At 69.6% G+C, this 19702-nt stretch carries 13 protein-coding genes, 2 tRNA genes and 2 pseudogenes; 11 read left to right on the top strand and 6 right to left on the bottom strand.

Annotation, left to right across the window (positions count from 1 at the left end):
- Window positions 1-494 precede the first annotated feature (494 nt).
- Window positions 495-1445: a sphingomyelin phosphodiesterase gene (sph, locus tag M8C13_RS35040; RefSeq protein WP_252485081.1), complete on the bottom strand. Its 951-nt coding sequence runs from the start codon at window positions 1443-1445 to the stop codon at window positions 495-497.
- Between the two features lie 168 nt (window positions 1446-1613).
- On the opposite strand from sph, the gene M8C13_RS35035 reads away from it, so the two are divergent.
- From M8C13_RS35035 to M8C13_RS35010, 6 genes are all read left to right on the top strand, one after another.
- Complete coding sequence (locus M8C13_RS35035; RefSeq protein WP_185002021.1) at window positions 1614-1814, top strand: hypothetical protein; 201 nt, start codon at window positions 1614-1616, stop codon at window positions 1812-1814.
- A 2-nt stretch (window positions 1815-1816) separates the two neighbouring features.
- A complete protein-coding gene (locus M8C13_RS35030; protein WP_252485080.1) occupies window positions 1817-2341 on the top strand; it encodes a GNAT family N-acetyltransferase in 525 nt (174 codons plus the stop codon).
- 61 nt (window positions 2342-2402) lie between these two features.
- Window positions 2403-4307, top strand: a complete 1905-nt coding sequence (locus tag M8C13_RS35025) for an SDR family oxidoreductase (RefSeq protein ID WP_252485079.1) — start codon at window positions 2403-2405, stop codon at window positions 4305-4307.
- A 25-nt stretch (window positions 4308-4332) separates the two neighbouring features.
- The gene (locus M8C13_RS35020) at window positions 4333-5967 is read left to right on the top strand and encodes an AMP-binding protein (RefSeq protein WP_252485078.1); all 1635 of its coding nucleotides are present in this window, start codon (window positions 4333-4335) and stop codon (window positions 5965-5967) included.
- A gap of 248 nt (window positions 5968-6215) precedes the next feature.
- Window positions 6216-6737 (top strand): PH domain-containing protein, encoded by a 522-nt coding sequence (locus M8C13_RS35015; RefSeq protein WP_252485077.1) that lies wholly within the window; start codon window positions 6216-6218, stop codon window positions 6735-6737.
- Window positions 6734-8350 carry a PH domain-containing protein gene (locus tag M8C13_RS35010; RefSeq protein WP_252485076.1) on the top strand — a complete coding sequence of 539 codons (1617 nt, stop codon included), beginning with the start codon at window positions 6734-6736 and terminating at the stop codon, window positions 8348-8350. The genes M8C13_RS35015 and M8C13_RS35010 overlap by 4 nt, the downstream gene beginning before the upstream one ends.
- Here M8C13_RS35010 and M8C13_RS35005 read toward each other — a convergent pair.
- On the bottom strand, window positions 8347-9858 hold the full coding sequence (locus M8C13_RS35005; protein ID WP_252485075.1) for a helicase HerA-like domain-containing protein: 1512 nt from the start codon (window positions 9856-9858) through the stop codon (window positions 8347-8349). The two genes, M8C13_RS35010 and M8C13_RS35005, sit on opposite strands and share 4 nt — an antisense overlap.
- 118 nt (window positions 9859-9976) lie before the next feature.
- Between M8C13_RS35005 and orn the strand changes: the two genes are divergently transcribed.
- Together orn and M8C13_RS34995 are read left to right on the top strand one after the other, a co-directional pair.
- Complete coding sequence (orn, locus tag M8C13_RS35000; RefSeq protein WP_252485074.1) at window positions 9977-10597, top strand: oligoribonuclease; 621 nt, start codon at window positions 9977-9979, stop codon at window positions 10595-10597.
- Between the two features lie 66 nt (window positions 10598-10663).
- Window positions 10664-10736 (top strand) — tRNA-His (locus M8C13_RS34995).
- A 218-nt stretch (window positions 10737-10954) separates the two neighbouring features.
- On the opposite strand, the gene M8C13_RS34990 is transcribed toward M8C13_RS34995, so the two are convergent.
- A complete protein-coding gene (locus M8C13_RS34990; protein WP_252485073.1) occupies window positions 10955-12172 on the bottom strand; it encodes an Ig-like domain-containing protein in 1218 nt (405 codons plus the stop codon).
- Window positions 12173-12468: 296 nt separating this feature from the next.
- Here M8C13_RS34990 and M8C13_RS34985 point away from each other — a divergent pair.
- Window positions 12469-12541: transfer RNA gene (locus M8C13_RS34985), tRNA-Lys, on the top strand.
- Window positions 12542-12974: 433 nt separating this feature from the next.
- A pseudogene (locus M8C13_RS34980) lies at window positions 12975-13452 on the top strand (hypothetical protein); the annotation flags it as partial.
- Between the two features lie 4 nt (window positions 13453-13456).
- Here the strand turns inward: M8C13_RS34980 and M8C13_RS34975 are convergent.
- Window positions 13457-14241, bottom strand: a pseudogene (locus M8C13_RS34975) (IS5 family transposase); the annotation flags it as partial.
- Window positions 14242-14423: 182 nt separating this feature from the next.
- On the opposite strand from M8C13_RS34975, the gene M8C13_RS34970 reads away from it, so the two are divergent.
- A complete protein-coding gene (locus M8C13_RS34970) occupies window positions 14424-14786 on the top strand; it encodes a hypothetical protein (RefSeq protein ID WP_252485072.1) in 363 nt (120 codons plus the stop codon).
- Between the two features lie 185 nt (window positions 14787-14971).
- On the opposite strand, the gene M8C13_RS34965 is transcribed toward M8C13_RS34970, so the two are convergent.
- Together M8C13_RS34965 and M8C13_RS34960 are read right to left on the bottom strand one after the other, a co-directional pair.
- Window positions 14972-15433, bottom strand: coding sequence for a hypothetical protein (locus M8C13_RS34965; protein ID WP_252485071.1), 462 nt, complete (start codon window positions 15431-15433; stop codon window positions 14972-14974).
- A 30-nt stretch (window positions 15434-15463) separates the two neighbouring features.
- Window positions 15464-19618 (bottom strand): hypothetical protein, encoded by a 4155-nt coding sequence (locus M8C13_RS34960; protein WP_252485070.1) that lies wholly within the window; start codon window positions 19616-19618, stop codon window positions 15464-15466.
- Between the last annotated feature and the right edge of the window lie 84 nt (window positions 19619-19702).

Raw genomic sequence — 19702 nt, 5'->3', positions numbered from 1 at the left:
GCCGCCAAGGCCTCGCAACGTGACGGGGGCCGGGTGGGGAGGTGTGGTTTGCTGTCGGAAGGTCGTACGGAGAAGACGAGAGGGTCGCGAGCACGCTGGAATCGGCCCCGGCAACCTGCTCAGCCCCGCAACCTGCTTGTCCCGGCTTTTGACTTGTCCCACCCCTCCGGGGGTCTGCCCGTCCGGCGAGGACGCTTTTGATCTTCGGGGTTAAACCAAGAGCGAAGATCAAGAGCGTCCTCGCCGGACGGGCAGAGATCAAAGCATGGGGGGGGAAAGTCAAAAGCAGAGACGCAAGCGGGTCTTGAGGTTCCCCATGCCCGTCAACCTTCCGAAATCGAACCACATCCCAGCGAGCAGCCGCCGTCACGTTGCGTGGCTTTGGCGGCGGTTGCTGTGAGCGTCTGCTCGCTGGGATGTGGTGCGATGTCTCCAGGTTGACGGGCATGGGGAACCTCAAGACTTCGGACAGGTTTTGAAAAGCCAGCCCCTCGCTAGCTTCCTGTCGCGAACACCGGGTAATGGTCGGAGTAGTCGGTGTACGTGTGCTCCTTGCCCCACGACTTCACTGTCCACTTAGGAGAGTGGATCGCGCGGGTCTCGTTGACCCAGTTCGCCGGGCCCCGGTGGCCCTTCACCAGGAGCACGTAGTCGAGTTGCTGCCGAGGGCCGGTCGCGTCCCGGTCCTTGGCGATGGAGTTTGTCTGCGGGTCGTAGGAGTACGGGTGGCCGGTGTGCGCCGGGGCGTTGGCGTTGAGGGTCACCAGGGCCGCTGCGTGTTCCGGGGTGCCCAGGACGACGTTCAGATCGCCCGCCACGATCACCGGTTCGCTTGCCGGGATGTTGCGCTCGCGGATGTAGGCGGCCAGTTCGGCCAGCTGAGCGGCGCGGACTTCCGGGGCCTTGCCGTTGCAGCCGCCGTCGTCGGCTTGCAGGTGGGTACCCAGGACGTGCACCGGGCCGGTGGGTGAGTTGATCTTGGCGTGGGCGAAGCCCTTGGCGGAGAGGGCGTCGGTGCCGCATTTTGGTTTGTAGACGTGCTGGACCCGTTCCGTGATGGGCCAGCGGCTGAGGATGGCCACGCCGCCGTCCTCGGGGTACAGGTCGGTGTAGTCGCCTCGGGTGGTGTCCCAGCCTGCCTTGCTCCGGCCTACCACGGGGGTGCGGTGGGGGTAGGGGTCGGACAGGTTGGTGAACAGGCGCTCGGAGGAGGAGTTGTCGAAGGCCTCCTGGAGGACGACGACGTCTTGGCCGGCCAGGACGGCCTGGCTGTCGAGGAGGTCGGCGCGCTGGTCCTGGCCCCAGTTGGGGTAGATCAACTTGGAGAACAGGAAGACGTTGTGGCTGGCGATCCGGGGGAACTGCTGCTCGGCCTGCGCCATGGGGGTCAGCGCTGCGGTGACGCCCAGGACCAGCAGGAACGTGAGAAGCGTTCGGGTTCGCATGGGCATCAAGGATGAGTGTGCTGGGTCACCCTGTCGATACCTCTATCGGTCAAGTGGGCGAACGGAGCAAGAAACCTGCGCGAAGGTGCGTCACGAAGCGCGACCCGAGACGTCCCGGTTCCGCGAGCGTCCTTGGACGTGAGACGGCAAGGCTGGAGGTCGGGGGCCGTGGTTGTCCGACGGGAATGGCAGGTGTGGTGCCGGGACGTGGCTGGGCGGAGACGTGAGCTGACCGTCTTCGTCAAGCAGGGCTCGGTCGTGATCGTCGCGCCACCTGGCGAAGCCGCTGTGCTGGAGCCACTGGAGGTGGGACGGTTACGGGCCGCCCTACGCGAGGCGGCCATCTACGCGGCGGTGACTACGGAGTAGTGATGACAGAGATCTGGGGGACCCTGACCGTGCGGCGCGGCACGGTCAGGGACGCGGACACGATGCTGGCGCTCTTCGACGACGCCGTGCGCTGGCTGACCGAACGCGGCCGCACCGGCCAGTGGGGCACCGCCCCCTTCTCCGCCATCCCGCAGCGCGTCCAGCAGGTCCGCGGCTGGGCCGAGGCCGGCGCGCTGCGGGTGGCCGAGCGGGACGGGCTGACCCTGGCGGTGAGCTCGGTCGGACCCGCGCCCGCCTACGTCTCCCCCGCCACCGAACCCGAGCTGTACGTGATGGGACTGGTCGGCCGCCGCACCCCGGACGCCAGGGGCGCGGGGGCCGCGCTGCTGGCCGACGCGCGGGCCGAGGCCGTCCGACTGGGACTGAAGAAGGTCCGGGTGGACTGCTGGGCAGGCGGCGGCGGGGCACTGGTCCAGTACTACGTGCGGGCTGGGTTTACGCCGGTGGAATCGGTTCAGGTGGAGGCTTGGCAGGGCCAGGTTCTTGAGCTTCGGGTGGACCAATGAGCAACTGGGACTAGCTACTCGCGAGTAGGTAGTGTCAGAATCACCGCCAAGGGAGGTGGCGGTGAGCACCTACTTCGTGACCGGGGCTACCGGGTTCCTTGGCAGTGCGCTGGTCGAGCGGCTACTCGCCCGCGAGACCTGCGACCGGGTATACGTGCTGGTCAGACCGGCCTCACAGGACAAGCTCGACCGGATCGCGGCCCGCTGGCCGCGGCGGGAGCTGGTCATGCCGGTGCTGGGCGACCTGGCCGAGGACGGACTCGGCCTCAGCGACGTGGACCGCAGGCGGCTGGCCGGCGGGATCGACCACCTGCTGCACCTGGGCGCGGTCTACGACCTCACCGCCACCGAGGAGCACAACAGCGCGGTCAACGTGGACGGCACCCAGCGCGTGGTCGACCTGGCCGCCGAGCTCGCGGTGTCCTGGCTGCACCACGTGTCCTCGGTGGCCGTGGCCGGCGAGCACCGCGGCGTGTTCACCGAGCAGGACTTCGACCTGGGCCAGCGGTTCGCCTCGCCGTACCACGCGACCAAGTTCGCCGCCGAGCAGATCGTGCGCTCCCAGCACGCGGTGCCGTGGCGGATCTACCGGCCCGCGGTGGTGGTCGGCGACTCCCGGACCGGGGAGATCGACAAGGTGGACGGGCCGTACTTCTTCTTCCCCACCTTCGCCCGGCTGGCCAAGCTGCCCAGCCGGTTGCCGCTGGTCGGCGCGGACCTCGGCGCGACCAACGTGGTGCCGGTGGACTACGTGGTGGACGCCATCGACCACCTCGCGCACGCCGCGCACCCGCCCGGCCGGACCTTCCACCTGACCTCGCCGCGCCCGCAGCCGATCACCGAGGTCTACAACGCCTTCGCCGCGGTCGCGGGCGCGCCAACGATGGCGTTCTCCCTGCCCGGTCCGCTCTCCGCGCCGCTGCGCGCGCTCAGCGACCGGGGCCTGCGCGCGCTCAGCCGCGCCGCCGAACGCGTCCCCGGCGCGAAGCTGGTGTTCGAGCGGCTCGGCGTGCCAGCGGAAGCGCTGCCGCACCTGACCCTGACCGCCACCTTCGACAGCACCGCCACCCAGGGCGCGCTGGCCGGCAGCGGCCTGCGGGTGCCTGAACTCCGCGAGTACTCGGACACGCTCTGGCGGTACTGGCGTGACCACCTCGACCCGGACCGGGCCCGCCGTCCCCGCTCCGGGGGCGCGCTCGGCGGGCGGACCGTGATGATCACCGGCGCCTCCTCCGGCATCGGCAGGGCCACCGCGCTCGCGGTCGCCCGGCACGGCGGCATCCCGCTGCTGGTGGCCCGGCGCGCGGAGGAGCTGGCCCAGGTGCGCGAGGAGATCACCTCGGCCGGGGGCACCGCGTTCACCTACCCCTGCGACCTCACCGACGCCGAGGCGGTGCGGGCCATGCTCAAGGACGTGCTCGCCCAGCACGAGGCGGTGGACATGCTGGTCAACAACGCCGGGCGGTCGATCCGCCGCTCGCTGCTGCGCTCCACCGACCGGCAGCACGACTTCGAGCGGACCATGGCGATCAACTACCACGCCCCGGTCCGGCTCATCCTCGGCCTGCTGCCGCACATGACCGCGCGCCGGTTCGGCCACATCGTCAACATCTCCACCCAGGGCACCCAGGTCGGCACCCCGCGCTTCGCCGCCTACCTGGCCTCCAAGGCCGCGCTGGACGCCTTCACCAGGGTGGCCAGTGCCGAGGCGCACGGCAACGGGATCACCTTCACCACCGTGCACATGCCGCTGGTGCGCACGCCCATGATCGAACCGACCAAGGTCTACCGGCGGCTGCCAGCGGCCTCCCCGGAACAGGCCGCCAACCTCGTGCTGAAAGCGCTGATCAAGCGGCCCACCAGGATCTCCCTGCCGGTGGGCACGCTCGGCGCTGCCTCCTACGCCATTGCCCCCAAGGCGGTGGACCGGGTGATGAACGTGATCTATCGCCTGGGCGCCGTCTGATCAGCACCTGCCGAAGGAGTTGAGCGTGACCACCGTGGTCGCCACCGCCCGCCGACTACTCGGTCAATGCGGCACCAGCCTGCTCGGCCTGCTGGTGCTGGCCCGCACCGGAATCGTCATGCCGGTCCGCCCCGACCGGCTCTACCAGATGGCCCGCGCGCTGCGCCGCTGGTCGCTGACCCTGCCCGGCGGCTACGCGGTCGGCGCGCACCGCCACCCGGACGCCCCCGCGATCATCGACGAGCTGGGCACCCTGACCTGGGCCGAGGTGGACACCCGCAGCACCAGGCTGGCGCACGGCCTGGCCGGGCTGGGCCTGGCCACCGGGGACAAGCTGGCCGTGCTCTGCCGCAACCACCGCGGCCTGGTCGAGTCCATGGTCGCCGCGGGCAAGCTCGGCGTGCACCTGGTGCTGCTCAACACCGGCGCGTCCGCGGCCCAGGTCGGCGCGGTGCTCAAGGAGGAGGACATCAGCCTGGTGGTGGCCGACGCGGAGTTCCGCCCGCTGCTGGCCAAGGCCCCGCGCGGGGTGCGCCGGGTGACCGCCTGGCCGGATGAGAAGACCCGCAGCGAGACGATCGAGTCGCTGATCGAGTCCTCCCCCGCCACCGAACTGCCGGTGCCCTCGGCGCACGGCCGGGTCATCGTGCTCACCTCCGGCACCACCGGCACGCCCAAGGGCGCGCGCAGGCCCGAGGTGCACGGCCTGTTCTCCGCGGCCACCCTGCTGTCCCGGATCCCGCTGCGCTACGGGCAGCGGCTGCTGGTGGCCGCGCCCATGTTCCACACCTGGGGCCTGGCCGCCCTGCAGCTCGGCCTGCTGCTGGGCTGTCCCCTTGTGCTGCACCGCCGGTTCGACCCGGAGTCCACAGTGGAGGCCCTGGAGAAGGAGCAGTGCGCGGTGCTGTTCGCGGTTCCGGTGATGCTGCAACGCATCCTGGAGCTGCCGCCGGAGGTGCTGCGCAAGTACCACCCAGCACAGCTGAAGATCGTCGCCTCCAGCGGCTCCGCGCTGCCCGGCGAGCTCGCGGTGGAGTTCCAGCGCCAGTTCGGGCCGGTGCTCTACAACCTCTACGGCTCCACCGAGGTCTCCTGGGTCAGCGTGGCCACCCCGGCCGAGCTGACCGCCGCCCCGGCCACCGCGGGCAAACCGCCACTGGGCACCCGGCTGGCGATCCTGGACGAGTCGGGCGACCCGGTGCCGCACGGGGGCACCGGACGGATCTTCGTGGCCAACGGGCTGCTCTTCGACGGCTACACCAACGGCAAGTCCAAAGAGGTCCGCGACGGCATGATGTGCACCGGCGACGTCGGTTACCTGGACCCGGCAGGCCGGTTGTTCGTCGCGGGCCGGGACGACGACATGATCGTCTCCGGCGGCGAGAACGTGTACCCGCGCGAGGTGGAGGACCTGCTGGCCCGGCATCCCCAGGTGCGCGAGGCGGCCGTGCTCGGCGTGCCGGACCGCGAGTTCGGCCAGCGGCTGGCCGCCTACGTGGTGCTCGACGAACAGGCCGAGCTGGACGCCGAGGCGGTGCGCGAGCTGGTCAAGGCCAACCTGGCCCGGCACTGCGTGCCACGGGACGTGGTGTTCCTGGAAGCCTTGCCGCGCAACGCCACCGGCAAGGTGCTCAAGCGCGAGCTGCCCCGCCCGAGCTGACCCACCCCCGCCCGCGGTGACCCCCGGCACACCGGGCAGACTGGAGTTGATCAAGGACTCCGGTCGGTCCGGCTTTGCCGGGTCGACGCCCCCCGAGGCCCGGGGACCGGCCGGTCGGCGCGGCAGGGTGATCCCCCGAACACACACCACCCTGTCGCGCCCCACCAAAGTCGAGCCCGGCGTCACCAAAGTCGGGCACCGCGCCGAACGCATGGCATCGCCCCCGCAACTGGGGCACAGTTGCCCCTGTGAACGTGGCATCAACTCCGAACACCCGTGATCGCCTCCAGCTCCGGCTGCGCGAACCGGCCAACCAGGTCAGCCCGCAGGCCAAGACCTGGTGGGCGCTGCAGAGCGTGATCGTGTGGGTGTTCGCCCTCATCGCGCTCGTGGTGACCGTCCTGATCTGGGGCGTGACCATCTGGTGGTCACTGGCCGCGGCGGTGGTCGTGGTCTGGGCGGCCCTCGACCTGATCTTCGTGCCCCGGCTGCGGTACCGCTGGAACCGCTGGGAGACCACCGACCAGGCCGTCTACACCCAGACCGGCTGGTTCTCCAGGGAATGGCGGATCGCGCCGCTGTCCAGGGTGCAGACCGTGGACACCGAGCGCGGGCCGCTGCAACGGGCGCTCGGCCTGTCCACGGTCACCGTGACCACCGCCTCGGCCGCGGGCGCGCTGAAGATCGAGGGGCTGGACAAGGACGTGGCCGCCGCGCTGGTCGACCAGCTGGTGGCGATCACCGAGGCCACCCCTGGTGACGCGACATGAGCCACGAGGCACGTCCGTCCGAAGTGGACGGCTTCCCGGTCGCGCCGGAGGCCCCGGACGCGGTGCTGGTGGAGCAGGACTGGCAGCGGCTGCACAAGCGGACCGTGGTGGTCGCGCCGCTCTCACAGATCGCGAGCCTGCTCGGCATCGCCTTCCTGCTGCTGGTGGTGCGCGGGTTCTCCGGGCTGCGGCCGTGGGAGATGGGCATCGGCATCGCGGCCGCGGTGGCGCTGATCGTCCTCGGCGTGCTGCGCTGGTACACCACCCGCTACCGGGTCACCGCCACGCACGTCGAGCTGCACACCGGCCTGGTCTTCCGCAAGGAGCGCTCGGTGGCGCGGGACCGGCTGCGCACCGTGGACGCCACCGCGGACATCTTCCACCGGATCTTCGGCCTGTCCGTGGTCAAGATCGGCACCGGCCGCCAGGACCAGGGCAACGAGGACGAGCTGTCCCTGGACGCCATCGACAACGCCGAGGCCGAACGGCTGCGCACGCTGCTGCTGCGCAGGCTGCCCGCGCCGGTGGCCAGCACCGAGGCGCTGCCGCCGGTGCGCGCGGACGGCACCGTGGCCGACGCGGTGGTGACCGACCCGGAGACCGGCCAGCCGGAGCGGGTGCTCTCCCAGCTGGACCCGAGGTGGCTGCGCTACGCGCCGTTCACCCTGTTCGGCCTGATCGCGGTCGGCGCGCTGGGCGCGGCAGGCGCCTGGCTGGCCCGCACCCTGGACATCGACGTGCGGCACCTGCCCGTGCTGGAGGCCCTGCTCAACTGGGTCCGGCACACCCCGATCGCGCTGGTCGTCGCGGCCGCGCTGGGCGTGCTGCTGGTGCTGGCGGTGCTCGGCTCGCTGGTCGTCTACGTGCTCTCCTACTGGAACTACAAGCTCACCCGCCGCGACGACGGCACCCTGCACGTGAACTACGGCCTGCTCACCCTGCGCTCGGTGACCATCGAGGAGAACCGGGTCAAGGGCGTGGAGCTGCACGAGCAGCTGCTGCTCCGGCAGGTCGGCGCGGCCACGGTGAAGGCGGTGGCCACCGGCCTGGGCACCGGCGAGGACAGCGGCATGCTGCTGCCGCCCGCGCCGGTCACCGAGGCGCACCGGGTGACCGCCGAGGTGCTCGAGGTCGAGCCCGCGCCCACCCAGACCCCGCTGCGCAAGCACCCTCGGGCGGCGCTGCGCCGGTTGCTGCTGTGGGACTTCATCCTGCTGCCGCTGATCATCGGCACCCTGGCCGTGCTGGCCTGGCAGGACGTGCTGCCGACGTGGCCGTGGGTGGCCGCGCTGGCGCTGATCCCGATCGTGCTGCTGATCAGCTGGGACGAGTACCGCAACCTCGGCCACGCGCTGACGGAGAAGTACCTGGTCAGCCGCTCCGGTTCGGTGGTGCGCACCACGGTGGTGCTGCAACGCACCGGGATCATCGGCTGGAAGATCCGGCAGAGCCTGCTGCAACGACGGGTGGGCCTGCTCACCGTGGGCGCGACCAGCGCCACCGGGGCCGGGCTGTACGAGGTGCAGTACGTGGACCAGACCGACGGGCTGACGCTGGCCGAGGACGCGGTGCCGGAGCTGCTGACCCCGTTCCTGGAACGGGACACGGCCTAACGACGGCGCCGGGCGGTGCCAAACACGCCCCTGGTGATCTCCCGGCCCAGCGCGCTGGCCGCGGAGCGCAGGAAGGACTTCACCGCGGAGTTGCCGAGCACCTGCTGGACCAAGCCGGGCTCGGCCTTCGCCGGGGGTTCTTCGCTGGGCCGCTCGGCTTCGGTGCCGGAGACCTTCGCGGTGAGCTTCTCGTAGGCGGACTCGCGGTCGATGGACTCGGCGTAGCGCGCGTGCAGCTCGCTGTCCCTGGCCGCCTGGCCGATCGCCTCCGGCCCGATGGTGTCCATCAGCGAACGCGGCGGGCGCAGCCGGGTCCAGGCCACCGGGGTCGGCGCGCCACGCTCGGAGAGCACGGTGACGATCGCCTCGCCGATGCCCAGCGAGGTCAGCGCCTCGGCCAGGTCGTAGTGCGGGGTGCGCGGGTAGGTCTTCACGGTCTGCGCGAGAGCCTTGGCGTCCTCCGGGGTGAAGGCGCGCAGGGCGTGCTGGATCCGCGCGCCGAGCTGGGAGAGCACCGGGTTCGGCAGGTCGGTGGGGAGTTGGGTGCAGAAGAACACCCCGACACCCTTGGACCGGATCAGCTTCACCGTCTGGGTGATCCGCTCCACGAACGCCTTGGACGCGCCGTCGAAGAGCAGGTGCGCCTCGTCGAAGAAGAACACCAGCTTGGGTTTGTCCAGGTCACCCTCTTCCGGCAGGTGCTCGAACAGCTCGGCGAGCAGCCACATGAGGAAGGTGGAGAACAGGGCTGGCTTGGTCTGGAGGTCGCCGATCTCCAGGAGGTTGATCACGGCTCGGCCGTCGGTTTCACGCATCAGGTCCGCGACGTCGAGCTCGGGTTCGCCGAAGAAGGTGTCGCCGCCCTGGGACTCCAGGTTCACCAGTGCGCGCAGGATCACCCCGGCGGTGGAGCTGGAGACGCCGCCGATGCCGGAGAGGTCGGCTTTGCCTTCGTCGCTGGTCAGGTGCTGGATGACCGAGCGCAGGTCCTTGATGTCGAGCAGGGCCAGGCCCTGCGAGTCGGCCCAGTGGAAGATCAGGCCGAGGGTGGACTCCTGGGTCTCGTTGAGGCCGAGGACCTTGCTGAGCAGGAGCGGGCCGAAGCCGGTGATGGTGGCTCTGACCGGGACGCCGAGGCCGGTGGAGCCGAGGGAGAGGAACTGGACGGGGCAGGCGGTGGGCTGCCAGTCGTCGGCCAGTTCGGTGGCGCGTTTTTGTAGCTTGTCGCTGTGCTCGCCGGGGCGGGCGAGGCCGGACAGGTCGCCCTTGATGTCGGCCATCAGGACCGGGACGCCGGCCGCGGAGAGCTGCTCGGCGATCAGCTGGAGGGTCTTGGTCTTGCCGGTGCCGGTCGCCCCCGCGACCAGGCCGTGCCGGTTCAAGGTGGCCAACGGCAGGCGGACGCGGGCATCCGGGGTCGCGGCGCCGTCGATGACCACCGCGCCCAGCTCCAGCGCGGCGCCCTCCGAGGCGTACCCGGCGGCGATCTCGTGTGCCTGCTCGGCCATGCCGACCTCCATCCAGCCCGTGCGGATACCCGCCGATCGAGCGTAAGACGGAAAAACGCCGCCGACCTGCTGTGCGCCACGGGAGTGTGACGCGCCGACGCGGGATAGGCTCACCCGGGTGACAGACCGTCTAGTGTGGATCGACTGCGAGATGACTGGGCTGGACCTGAGCAAGGACGCCCTCATCGAGATTGCCGCTTTGGTCACCGACGCGGACCTCAACATCCTCGGTGACGGGGTGGACATCGTGATCCACGCCGCGGACGAGGTGCTCGACAGCATGCCGGACGTCGTGCGCGACATGCACGCGCGCTCCGGCCTCACCGACGAGGTCCGCCGCTCCACGGTGACCCTGGCCGACGCCGAACGGCAGGTGCTGGACTACATCAAGGAGTACGTGCCCGAAGTGCGCTCCGCGCCGCTGGCAGGCAACTCCATCGCCACCGACCGCGGCTTCATCGCCAGGGACATGCACCTGCTCGACGCCCACCTGCACTACCGCATGGTCGACGTCTCCAGCATCAAGGAGCTCGCCCGCCGCTGGTACCCCAAGGTCTACTACGGCCAGCCGGCCAAGGGCCTGGCCCACCGCGCCCTCGCCGACATCCGCGAGTCGATCACCGAACTCGCCTACTACCGCCGCACCGTGTTCGTCCCCCAGCCCGGCCCCACCACCGAACAGACCCTCGCCGCCGCCCGCGCCCTCGGCACCCACCGCCCCAAGAAGGCAGCCGATTAGAATCTTGTGGCACCGGCACGCTAGTATGTCTCCGTACCGCTCACCGGCACCGGTGAGCAGCACATGGTGGGTGTAGCTCAGCTGGTAGAGCACTCGGTTGTGGTCCGAGATGTCGCGGGTTCAAGTCCCGTCACTCACCCGCTCTGGGACCCCCCTCTCTGCGCTTCGCTTGAGAGGGGGGTTTCGCGTTTTCGTAGCTTCACCGGGGGCCGAGCCCCCGGACCCCCACGGTGCGGGCGGTGCTGAACCAGCGGGGGTGGGTTGAGATGTCGGTCACTCCCTCCCCTTCCCTCCTCGCTCAAAGTGAAGGGCCCCGCGGGTGCGGGGCCCTTCACTTTGTTCTTGTCGTTCTTGTTGTTACTTCTTGCCGCCCTTGAGCCATTCCTCCCAGGGGACCTGCCAGTCGCCGAAGCCGTCCCAGGGCTGGAGGTTGGGGCCGCCGGTGTTGGTGACTACTACGATGTCGCCCTTTTTGGTGTTGTCGTAGAACCACTTGGCGTTGTCCAGGGAGGCGTTGATGCAGCCGTGGCTTACGTTGCGGTGGCCTTGGTCCCGGACTGACCAGGGGGCGCCGTGGACGAAGATGCCGCCGTTGCTGATGCGGGTGGCCCACTTGACCGGGGTTTTGTAGCCGCCCTGGTCCAGGGAGAGGCCGTAGGTGGTGGAGTCCATCAGCTTGCTGGCGTGGCGTTCGGTGACGACGTGGGTGCCGTTGTTGGAGGGGAAGGCGGGGCGGCCCATGGAGATGGGCATCTCCTTCACGACCTGGCCGTTCACCTTGATGATCATCTGGTGCGACTTGCCGTCGGCCTCGGCGATGAACTCGTCGCCGATGGTGACGTCAGCCTTGCGGTCCTCCATGCCGAAGGTGTTGCCGCCCAAGCTCTTGCCGTAGATGGCCGCGTTCACCTTGATCTTGGTGCCGGGCTTCCAGTAGTGCTGCGGGCGCCACCGGACCTCCTTGTCGGAGAACCAGTAGAAGGCGCCCTCGACCTTGGGCTCGGTGGTGATCTGGATCGCGCGCTCGGCTGCCTTCTTGTCTGGCGGCGGGCTGGAGAAGCCGAACTGCAGCGGCATGCCGACGCCGACGGTCTCGCCGTGCTTCGGGTTGAACACGTTGATGGCGATCTGCTTGCCGGGCTTCACCGTGCTGAACGCCGACTTGGCGGTGGCGTCCTTGCCGTCGGTGCCCTTGCCCGCGGCGGTCAGCGTGTACTTCTTGTCGTAGCCCAGCGCCTCGGTGGAGGTCCACTTGGTCTTGTCGGGCGCGAACTCGCCCGCGACCTGCTTGCCCTCGGCGTTGACCAGCGAGACCTCGCCGAGCGTGCCGTTGGTGGCCGCCACCGTCACCGGCTCACCCGGTGCGACGTTGCCCGCCGCGTCCGCGGGCGTGAGCGCGAGGTTGATCGGCAGCTTGGGCGCAGCCGCCGCAGAGGTGTCGGCCGCCTGCTTCGGCTGCGTCTCCGCGGGCGCGTTGCCCGTGCAACCAGCAACCAGCACGGCTGCCAAGCCCAGCGTCGCCACCAGCAGCGCGCGAGGCGTGCGGCGCACCGCGGGGCTACCGAACACCACCATGGTCAGTCCGTCCGTTCGAAGTTCAGAGGGGGAGCACAGTGTGCTACACGAACACACCCGTGCGTGGCGGAACCGCAAGACCAACGGACGATGAGTCCAGATCGGACGGACCGCACTCTTCTACCCCAAAGGACGCCACGGCGGCTTACCGGGTTGCCCCCGGTCCTTGATCACCCAAAGATCGCCTGAACGGAGTAGCCGCAGGGCGATGACCAGCCGATTTCTAGTCTGCGAAACCCCTGTGCTAATGTTCTCCACGTCGGACGGGGAGCCCTCCGGACGACGCGGAAAACCTAGCGCCGCTAGCTCAACTGGCAGAGCAGCTGACTCTTAATCAGCGGGTTCGGGGTTCGAGTCCCTGGCGGCGCACAATACAGAATCGACCCCACCTGCATCAGTAGGTGGGGTCGTTTATTTTGGACTGTCCACAGTGGACGCGTGGTTGCTCCGTGGTTGCTCGGCTGCGGGCAGCCAGCGGAACCCAAGATCATCACGGCCGAAAGATGCGGCCATCGGACCGCGTCGGCGCCCGCGTCGGTTCGGCACCGAATGCTGTGACGGTGATCGCCTTCCAGTAGCGCACCGCTGAACTCGTGGCCCCGGACACCCGCGATGGGAATCCCGGCAAGCGGGCGCAGCCACCGGCAGACCAGCGCCGGCCGTGCCGGGTAAACCGGTGGCCCTCGACGACACGCTCAGGACCGGGGAAACATCTGGTCAGCCGCCGGGGTTGCGCCGCTCGGCAAGCCGCAGGGGGTGATCTTCGGCAGGCTGCGTCCGGTGTCTGATGATCTTGTCTGGACGACGGTATCGGTTTCCTGGCCGCTAGCCGGTCGGTGACCGTGCCGTGCCGGCGGGATCGGTTCGTACTCAAGATTGGAATCGCCTGGAACCAGCTACCGGTCTCGGTGGCGGGCTGGCCAGGAGTGACTTGCTGGCGGCGGCGGCGACCGCCACGACGTCACCCAGCTCCTGCCACTGCCGAAGGTCGTCCACCCGATCGGCGGCCTTCGCGGGCGGCCACTCCGCAGGCCTGGCGAACTGTTCGCCGACCGCGGCGACGACTTCGACAACCAACGGCGCCTGCTCGGAGAATGCGGCATGCCTCCTCGTATCGCCCGACGGGGCACCGAGCATGGTTCCGGACTCGGCGAGGTCCGCTGGGTCGTCGAACGCGCTTTCGCCTGGCCGCCCGCGTTCAACGACTCCGCACCCGCTGCGAACGCCGCGCAGACATCCATCTCGGGCTACTCCAGCTCGCTTGTGCCCGTTCAGAATGAGTTTGCGGAGGCAGATGATCGCGCAGGCCAGGCTGAGCATCGCCTGGTGAACATCCGACCGTCGTTCGGTGCGTACGCGTAGCCGCCGGAAGCCTCTGAGCCAGACGAAGGTGCGTTCGACCGGCCAGCGGAGTTTGCCGAGACCGGAGCCGTGTTCGACGCCGCGGCGCGCGATGACCGGCGTGATGCCACGGGCACGGACCAGGCGGCGGTACTTGTCGTGGTCGTAGCCGCGGTCGGCGTAGAGCCGGCGCGGGCGCCGCTTGGGCCTGCCGACCACGCCACGGATCGGCGGGACGGCGTCGATCAGCGGGATCAACTGAGTGACGTCGTTGCGGTGCCCGCCGGTCAGGGTGACGGTGAGCGGGATGCCGGTCGCGTCGGTGATCAGGTGGTGCTTGGAGCCGGGCTTGCGCCGGTCGACCGGGCTCGGGCCCGTGTGGTCCCCCCTTTGAGGGCGCGCAGGTGGGTGGAGTCGACCAGCATGGCGGAGAGGTCCAGCAGCCCGGCCACGCGCAACTCGGCAAGCTGGCGTTCATGCAACTGCTGCCAGACGCCGGTCTCGTGCCACTCGGTCAACCGTCGCCAGCAGGTGGTGCCCGAGGCGCCGAACAGTGTGGTGGGCAGCCGGTTCCACCCGATGCCGGTGCGCACCGCGTACAGGATCCCCTCCAACGCGGCCCGGTCGTCGGCACGCCTGCGCCCCGGATGGCGAAAGCGCCTCGGACGCACCGGGATCAGCGGTTCCAGACGGGCCCACAACTCCTCGGTCAAGACCTCCTCACGCACACGGCGATCTTGGAACACCGTGCGGCATCGGCAAAGCCGACACGCCAGCTCATTCTGAACTGATCACTTAAGGCATATGTGAAACCGGCACGGCAATTTCCGGACATGCTGTTGTGGGAAGCCGCCTCTGTTAGCGTCCCTGCCGTCCAGTTATGGAGGACTTGAGAACTTTGGGAGAGGGAATGTCCCTGCGCGTGAAAGTTTCGGCTGTCGTGATCGGAGCGGCGGCGATTGCCGGGATGCTTGTCACCGCGCCCGGTGCTTCGGCCCAAGGCTGCGCGAGGCAGCCGAGCGGCACCCTGATCTGCACCGAATACCCCAGCAGCGGTGGCACCCTCCGCCTCTACGTGTACAACAACTCCACCGTGCAGGGCGAGGACACCTCGGGCCGGGACGTCCACCTCGACAAGGCAATCCCGGGTGGCTGGGAAGGCCCGCTCGGCGGGGGCAAGGGCTGGACCTCCATTCTGAACCGTCAGGGCACGTCATGGCGGGCCTGCGTGAACGTGGGCGGCGGTCGCTACCACTGCACCCCCTTCGCCTGATCGTCAGCAGTTCGATGTGGTCTGAGGGCTGTCTCCACCATGCGGAGACAGCCCTCGCGTCGTTGGGACCTCAGCGAGCGGCGCCGCATCTCCAGGGCGACCGCTTCGACCTGGAGATGTCGGTGCGGGTCAAAGCCACCCGCCCGCCACCCGGAGCGGGGGCGGGCGGGTGGCACCGGGACCGGCTACCACCAGGCCGAGCACCGCACGGTCGGGTCGGGGTAGACCGAACCGCAGACACGGAAGCTGTAGTCGGGATGGGTGCGCTGGGCCGGTGTGGTGGCCGGCCCACCGTTGCTGTTGTTGGCGAACGGTCCACACTGGAGCCACGGCGTCACCCGCCCGCCGGAGAAGTCCATCCAGAACCGGTCGCTGCCCGCCGGGGAGGTCTTCCCGGCCAGGTGCGCCCAGCCCCGCTGCACCCCGTTGACGGTGCCGTAGTACAGCGAGAAGTACACCGGGTTGGCACCGGCGTTGACCGTGAACCCGGTCGCGTACGTGCCGGTCGCGTTGTCCGGCATGTCCACGAACCCGTTGGACCCGCTCCGGCACTCGGCCGCTGACGCGCTGGCCACCCCGGTCGGTCCGACGGCCAGCACGCCAAGGGCGAGTGCCAGTGCGGCGGTCGCGCTGAAGATCTTCCGCATGGTTGTCTCCTCTCGAGTCAGGGGTTCGGCTCAGCCGTAGTCGTGGTGCGGGACGGTGCCGTCGGAGCAGAACACCATCCGGGTCGGGTTGGCGTCCGCGGCATCCGCCAGCGCCATGCCCCAGGGGTTGCCCTCCTGCTCACCGCGCGCCGGGGTCTCGCCCTGCGGCTGCCGCTGGCAGAAGCCCCACTGGTGCTGCCGGGGCGGCAGGGCGACGAAGTTGCCGTAGTTGCCGCTGATGACCGGACCGGCCGAGGTGCGGGACGAGCCGTCCAGGTTCATCGCCTGGCCATCGCGGTAGAGGTACTGGTCCGGCATGAAGCTGTTCAGCGCCACCGGGGTGGAGGCGTTGACCTTGCGCAGCGACTGGTCCGCGCAGGAGGCGAAGTGCAGCTCCTGGTGGATCGGGGAGGCGTGCACGAACGGCGAGCCGGTGGCCGGGTTCGGGTCGAAGAACAGGTTCTGCAGGTCCAGCGCGGTCTGCGCCACCCCGTGCGGGATGTTCTTCAGGTCACGCCCGGCCTTGATCTGGTTCGCCCACCGGGCCACCTGCGCGGTGAGGTAGTCGCTGCCGAGCGCGGTGCGCAGCGCGATCGCACCGCCGCCGGCACCGTGCGCGACCACGCAGTCGACCGTGCCGCCTGACGCCCCCGGCAGCTGCACCAGCTGGGGAGGCGCCCCGCCGAAGCGGTAGGCCCGTGCGTTGAACGCACCGCTGGTGTTGCCGTTGACGTGCGTTGTCCTGTGGTTGTGCTGGTTGGCGTCCACCAGGTCGAACTGGAGGTCCGGCGGCACGATGCCGTAGTCGCGGTGCAGCGCGCCGAAGAGGGGCAGCAGCACCGGCGGGAGGTGGGTGTTCCCGGTGCGGTGCTGGTAGTCCACGTCCTCCGAGCCCGGCACGATGCGCCCGTCGTCACCCCGCAGGAATGACGCGGTCGCCTGGGTGCGGATCTTGTACGACAGGTCGTCGTTGAGGAACCAGTCGGGCAGGTAGGCCGAGGCCGGCCGCTGGCTGACGGGGTTGGAGAAGCCCAGCCACTGCGACATGCTCTTGCCCGGCGGATGGTTGACCGGGTCGGTGCCCGCCTGCACGATGTTGTCCCGCCAGGCGGTGAACACGTCCTTGACCGCGGGCCGGACGCACTGGTCGCTCGCCACCTCACCGCAGACCGGCTTCGAGACGACCTGGCCGGTCAGGTCCATCGCCCAGTTGTAGATCGACTGGCGGCTCTCCAGCTTGCCCGCGATCCAGCTGGCCGGGATCAGGGTGTCCAGGTTCTGGTTCTCGTCGAAGTAGGCGATGTTGTCGACCTTGTCCTCGAAGTACGTGCCCTGCACCGGAACCAGTGCGAGCGCGTCCCAGGCCACCGTGCCCACATCGGCGGTGGTGTCGGTCTTGGTGATGTTGCTCAGCTCGACCGTGGAACCCGGGCCCAGCACGTGGACGCCGAGGGACTTCCAGTGGTTGAAGTGCTCGTGCTGGTTGATCACCTTCTCCGAGACCGTGCCGTTGGCGGTCTTGATCCGGTACACCGCGCTGCCCGCCGACGCGCCCGCCGTCGGGATGTGCGCGCGGACCATGTAGGTGCCGTTCGCACCGAGGTTCGGCTTCCAGGTGCCGGTCACCCGCTTGGCGGGCTCACTCGCCAGCGCGTTGCCCGCGAACCAGGTGTGCGCGCCCATGCCGGTGGCCACCTGGTGGAAGTTGATCTCCGAGATCGGCATGCCGGCCGAGGTCTTGCCGAAGTCCAGCGTGAACGTGCCGCCGCTGGACCAGTCGACCCCGTTGCAGAAGATGTTCGTGCGGGGCGAGTTGGTCTCGTCGACGATGATCGCGCCCGAGGGCAGGCCCTTCGAGCACGCGGGCGGCCACGGGTTGTCCCCCGCGGGCTCCGGGTCGCCGGCCCGGAAGGCGTACGGCGAGGCCGCGCACACCTTGACGCAGTCGACCTGCATGGTCACCGGCGAGTGCCACCAGCAGTGGAAGGCGAGGTCGCCCTCGGTGTAGTTGCAGCGCTTGGCGGTGTCCGGGTTGCAGTTGTTGGCACTGGTGCACAGCAGCTTGCGGTCGGGGTAGGTGATGGTGCCGCTGCTGGTGTTGCCGGGGCTCTTCAGCGCCGGGCGGTAGGCGTCGACGCCCTTGAAGTCCTTGATCGGCGTCTCGGTCCAGCCCAGCACCCGCTCCTGGTACGGCCACTCCCACGGGCGCGCCGCGTCGGCGTAGCTCTGCCGCAGGAAGACCGTGCGACCGTCGCGGTAGGAGTCGTTGTTCGGGTTGTTCGTCCAGCCGAGGCCCCAGTTGCCCGCGCGGTCGGTGCAGGACGGGCTCGGGGTGCAGCCGGTCGGGTTGCCGGTGGCCGCGCTCGGCTGGATGCCGGAGTTGTACGCCCACAGCGCGAAGTACCAGTTCTCCACCAGCTCCGGGTTGCTGTTGTTCATCCGGATGCCCATGTCCTGGAGGGTGTTCCACTTGTCCGCCAGGATCTGCATGCCCGCGGTGATGTTCTCCGCGTAGTCGACGGCGATCTTGGCCTTGCCGTTCGGCGTGATGCTGGTGTCCGAGGCGCTCATGCCCGTGGTCACCTGCGCGATGCCGTAACCGCAGTCGGCCTGGTCGTAGTCGATGTTGTCCAGTCCGCCCTTGGCGCCGTAGTAGTCGCCGATCAGCGGGTTGCCGCCGGAACCGGGCAGCGCGCGCCAGGTGGCGTGCTTGTAGGCGCTTTCCTGTGCCAGCACACCGTTCATCACCACCGGCGGCACCCGGCCGCTGTTCGGCTTCAGCGCCGCCACGGGGAAGTCCGAGCTGGGGCTGTAGGCGGGCAGCCCGGTCTCCCGGTAGTTGGCGGGCCGTGAGGGCAGTGACTTGAGGGTGGCCAGGTCGACCGCCCAGGCGGCCTGGTTGGCGATCGGGCCGTAGGCCTGGCGGTTGGGCTGGTTGCGGGGCACGGCGCACTTGGGCGTGGTGAAGTTGCCCTGCGCGCTCCGCTCGCCCGCCGCGGTCATCCGTTGCGGCGGCACGCCGGTGCCGACCTTGGTACCGGGCGTGAGCTGCACACCGGTGCGCAGCGTCTCGCCGTTGCCGAGCCAGACCAGCGCGACCCCGCTGCCCAGCTCCTCGCTCCGGCCGCGCTTGTCCTGCACCGACTTGGGCAGGTCGGTGAGCCCGATCCTGCCCTCGGCGCTGACGTCGCGCACGCGCATCTCGGGGCCGGGCTTGGCGGCCTTCTCGTACTGCTCAGCCTTCGGCTTCGCGGCGGCGACACCGGTGCTGGACGCCCGCTCGGTGCCGAGCAGCTTGGTCGGGCCGGCCGCCGGGGTCAGCAGCTGTGCCCCCGGGTCGGCGGTGGTGGCCTGCTCGGTGAGCTCGCGGCTGGCGAGGTTGAGCGCGCGCAGCACGGTGCGCTCACCCGCGCGTTCGGCGAACTCGAGCGTCCGGCCGCGCACCCCGGCGATCTCGATGCCGCCCTTGGCCTCGTGCACGACCTCGGCCTGCTCGGGTTTGGCCGTGGTGACGCGCACGATCTGGTTGCCGCGGCGGAGGAAGGTCTGCGCGCCGTCGAGCACCGGGTCGACGAACTGGCCGTCGAGCTTGGCGACCTGGGTGGTCTTCGCGGCGGCGGGATCAATCGCGAAGACACCGGTCCTGGTGGTCTCGGTGTCGCTGTAGGAGAGCACGGCGGCTCTGCCGTCCTGGCCGCAGCGCAGGCTGGCGCTGTTGACCGCGGCACCGGTGGCGACCGGCTTGACCACGCCGTCGGCGAGGGCGACCGAGTAGACCAGGCCGCCGGCGGCGAGGTACTTCGGCTTGTTCACCGCGCGGCTGGTGATGAGGCTGACCACCACGTGCGCGCGGTCGCTGGTCAGGCAGTACTGGCCGAGCCACCGGTCGTCGGCGTCGAAGGGCTTCACCGTGGCCAGTGAGCGGAATGCGTAGGAATCGCGTTCCCGGCCGACGAAGAGGTGGAACCCGTCTTCGTCACCATTTCCGGTGACCAGTACGTCGTCACCGTTCGACCATTCCGGCGCCAGCTTGTCCAGCCGGTCCAGCACCTTCAGCTGGCTGTCGTTCTGCGCTTGCGGCGGATTCTCGTGGACCGGTCCGTGCGCCTGCGCCACCGCCGGCGGGAATAGCATTGCCGCCGCGACCACGGCCGCCGCGCCAGCAGCGTGCTTGGGTCTTTTCACGCCCGTTCACCTTTCGGTTCGGATTGACGAAAAACTAGTCCGCAGCCGAAGATGGCGGAGGCAACGGTTTTTTAAGCGGGAATT

It is taken from the genome of Crossiella sp. SN42 (genome assembly GCF_023897065.1).
Lineage (GTDB): Bacteria > Actinomycetota > Actinomycetes > Mycobacteriales > Pseudonocardiaceae > Crossiella.
The sequence above is the reverse complement of the archived record's forward strand: the minus strand, read 5'-3'. Positions and strand labels throughout refer to the sequence as shown.